Origin of the sequence: Photorhabdus viridis, assembly GCF_040256935.1 — a bacterium.
Lineage (GTDB): Bacteria > Pseudomonadota > Gammaproteobacteria > Enterobacterales > Enterobacteriaceae > Photorhabdus > Photorhabdus viridis.
The window spans coordinates 1-3,337 of sequence record NZ_JBEJZY010000110.1 but is presented as its reverse complement, the minus strand read 5'-3'; the positions used below and the strand labels follow the sequence as shown (position 1 = coordinate 3,337).

The window sequence follows — 3,337 nt, the reverse complement described above, 5'->3', positions numbered from 1 at the left end:
TCCCACCACCATCTCCAGACTGCGCCCGGCGCAGATGGCAACCCGGTCATCCGGTTGTACGCCGAGGGTCAGCAGATGATGAGCCAGCCGGTTGGCGCGGCGGTTCAGTTCGCCGTAGCTGAGGGACTGCGCTTCAAACACCACGGCGGTGACATCCGGGGTGCGCGCTGCCTGTTGTTCGAACAATTCATGGATCAGGGCTTCCTGCGGGAAATCCGCCTGTGTGGCGTTGAAATCCATCAGTTGCTGACGTTCAGCAGTAGGCAGAACCGGTAGGCTCAAAATAGATTGCTGGGGTTCAGTTGCCAGAGCTTCAATCAGGCCACTGATGGCCGTAACCAGATAGTTTGCGACCCTGGTGGGGTCAATCCCTGAAATAGCCTGAGCCACTAAATTGAAGCCTTCTCCTAAATCATCCACCGAGAGGGTCAACGGGTAATTAGTACGCTCTTCTGTCGCCAACAAGCGCATACCATCCCAGGTTGCATCGTCTGCGTCTGGCTGGCTATGGCGGTAGTTAAACAGGGCGCTGAACAATGGCATCGGTGGCGTTACACCACTGCAACGTTGGGCCAGTGCCAGAGGAGCTTGTTCATGTTCCAGCAGTGTCATGAGATCACGATAGGTGGCCTGTACCACTTCCAGTGCACTTCGACTAGCAAGGGATACCCGCAATGGCAAGGTATTGATAAACATTCCCATTACCCGATCAGCGCCGGCAGAGCCTTGCAGGCGGCCCAATAGCACGGTGCCGAAGACCACATCGTCACGGCCGCTGGTCTGAGCCAACACCTGCGCCCAGGCGACATGGAACAATACACTCGGGCTGATACCCAGACGGCGGGCCTGATTGCGGATCGTTCGTGCCAGTGTAATATTTAGAGGTATACGAATTTCAGACACGTCCTCACCGTCACCCTGCACATTAAGCAAACCAAAAGGCGCTGTTGGTGCATCGATGTCGGCGAGCCGGGCGCGGAAGTAGTCTTCATGCACGGAGACGGGTACGCTCAGGGTTTGAGCGATAAAGTTACGGTACGGCAGCGAATTGGGCAGTTCCCCTATACGCCCCTGTAACAACAGGCGGATTTCGGCGATGATAAGTTCCAGTGTCATATGATCGCCGATCAGATGGTGGAAGCCCAAAGCTAACAACCACTCATGGCTGGTCGGATCATAGGTAATATCGGCAGTGAGCAACGGTGCCTGACTGAGATTGTGCCGACGCAGGCGTGGATTAGTGTGGGCCTGTAGCTGGGTCAACACATTGTTTGCCGAGGCCGGCACAAAGGTGTTTACCGACAACGGTGCTTGCCGCCAGACTACTTGTACAGGCTGGGGAAGTCCCTGCCAGCAGATAGCAGTACGCAGGATATCGTGGCGGTCGATCACTTGTTGCAGGGCGACAAGGAAAGCATCGAGACGTGTACGGTTATCAAAAGCCACTAGGCTGTTTAACAGATAGGTATCCCCTTGCTCCTGCAAGCGATGGTGGAACAGAATACCTTCCTGCAATGGGGCGAGCGGGTAGATATCCTGCACATTAGCCGCCCCGCCGGGAACGGTGTCGATAATGGTATCGAGCTCAGTCTGGGATAGTTTCACCAGTGGTAATAGATCTGGCGTGAGGGTAGTGCAATCTTCGGTAATGCGACTAGGCGGTACGACAAAGACCGGTTTACCTTGATGTGTTTGTATCATCTGAGCCATCTCGGCGAGCACTGGTGTAGAGAAAACACTACGGACATCAAGCAACCAGCCAGCGCCACGCAATCGCTCAATCAGACTGACCGCCATCAGTGAATGGCCGCCGAGTTCGAAGAAATGATCATGACGGCCAACACGCTCCAAGCCCAGCAGCTCCTGCCAAATCTGGACCAGTAGGGTTTCCAGTTCGCCTTCAGGTACTTCATAACCACGCGTTGCCACGGCAGACTGATCAGGGTTGGGCAGCGCCTTACGGTCAAGTTTACCGTTAGGGGTCAGCGGGAAAGTTTCCAGCGTCACAAAGGCGCCGGGCAGCATATAATCGGCCAGATGTTGCGCCAGTTGCTGGCGCAGTTCGGCCGGCGCCAGTTCAACGCCGGATTGAGGCCGGAGATAGGCCACCAGACGTTTTTCTCCGGCAATGTCTTCGCGGGTGATAACAACAGCTTCGCGTACTCCAGAGCATTGAACGAGGCGTGCCTCGATTTCACCGAGCTCAATCCGGAAACCACGCAGCTTGACCTGAAAATCGTTGCGGCCAAGGTACTCAATATTGCCATCCGGCAGCCAGCGACCGAGGTCGCCCGTCTTGTACAGACGGGCATCGGGTTCTGTTGAGAAGAAGTCTGGAATAAAACGCTCTGCCGTCAGTGCCGGACGGTTAAGGTAACCACGTGCCACGCCGGCGCCACCAATATAGATCTCACCGGCCACACCAAGGGGCACCGGCTGGCCTTGTGCATCCAGAATATAAATCCGGGTGTTGGCGAGCGGTTGACCAATAGGGGGCGCATTTTCATTACGGACATCACATAGATAGAGAGTTGCACAGACGGTACTTTCTGTTGGCCCATAGGCATTGATCATCCGTCGTCCTGCTGCCCACCGTTTGACCAGCGCGAGCGGACAAGTTTCACCTGCCAAAACTAAAGTTGTCAAGTCGGGCAGATCAGCATCAGGCGTTAAGGCACTGGTTGCAACAGGAGGGAGGGTCACATGGGTGATCGCCTGAGTTTGCAGAGTCTTGAGCAGAGCTTCACCGGGTAACAAGGCTTCGCGGGATGCCAGAACAAGGCAGGCGCCTTGACACAGTGTAGTAGCAATTTCAGAGATACAGGCATCAAAGCTGAAAGAAGCGAATTGCAATAACCGACTGTCAGCTGTGATATGAAATGCTTCAATTTGTGTGTTAATCAAGTTGCGTAGGCCGCGATGTTCAACCATGACCCCTTTGGGCTGACCGGTGGAGCCGGAGGTGTAGATAACATATGCCAAATGATGTGGAGTCAACCCCTGTGCCTGGGTATCAGGGTTATTGTCCGCACAGGTATCGAAGGCTTGGATATCCAGCAGCACAGTAGGCAGGGAACTGTCCAGTTTCGTAACCAGTGACGTTTGGGTAAGCAGGACCACCGGCGCCGCATCTGCTAGCATATGGCCCAGCCGTTCGGTCGGGTAAGCTGGGTCGAGGGGCACATAGGCGCCGCCGGCTTTCAGGGTTCCCAGCAGTCCCACCACCATCGCCGGACTGCGTTCAACACAGATAGCGACCCGGTCATCAGGCTGTACGCCCAGTGCAATTAAATGATGCGCCAGCTGGTTGGCGCAGCGGTTCAGCTCACCATAGCTG

The 3,337-nt window shown here is 55.4% G+C and carries 1 protein-coding gene; it reads right to left on the bottom strand.

The window, feature by feature from the left end:
- Window positions 1–3,337: amino acid adenylation domain-containing protein (locus tag ABR397_RS22115; protein ID WP_350307595.1), on the bottom strand; the 3,337-nt coding region annotated here is incomplete at both ends.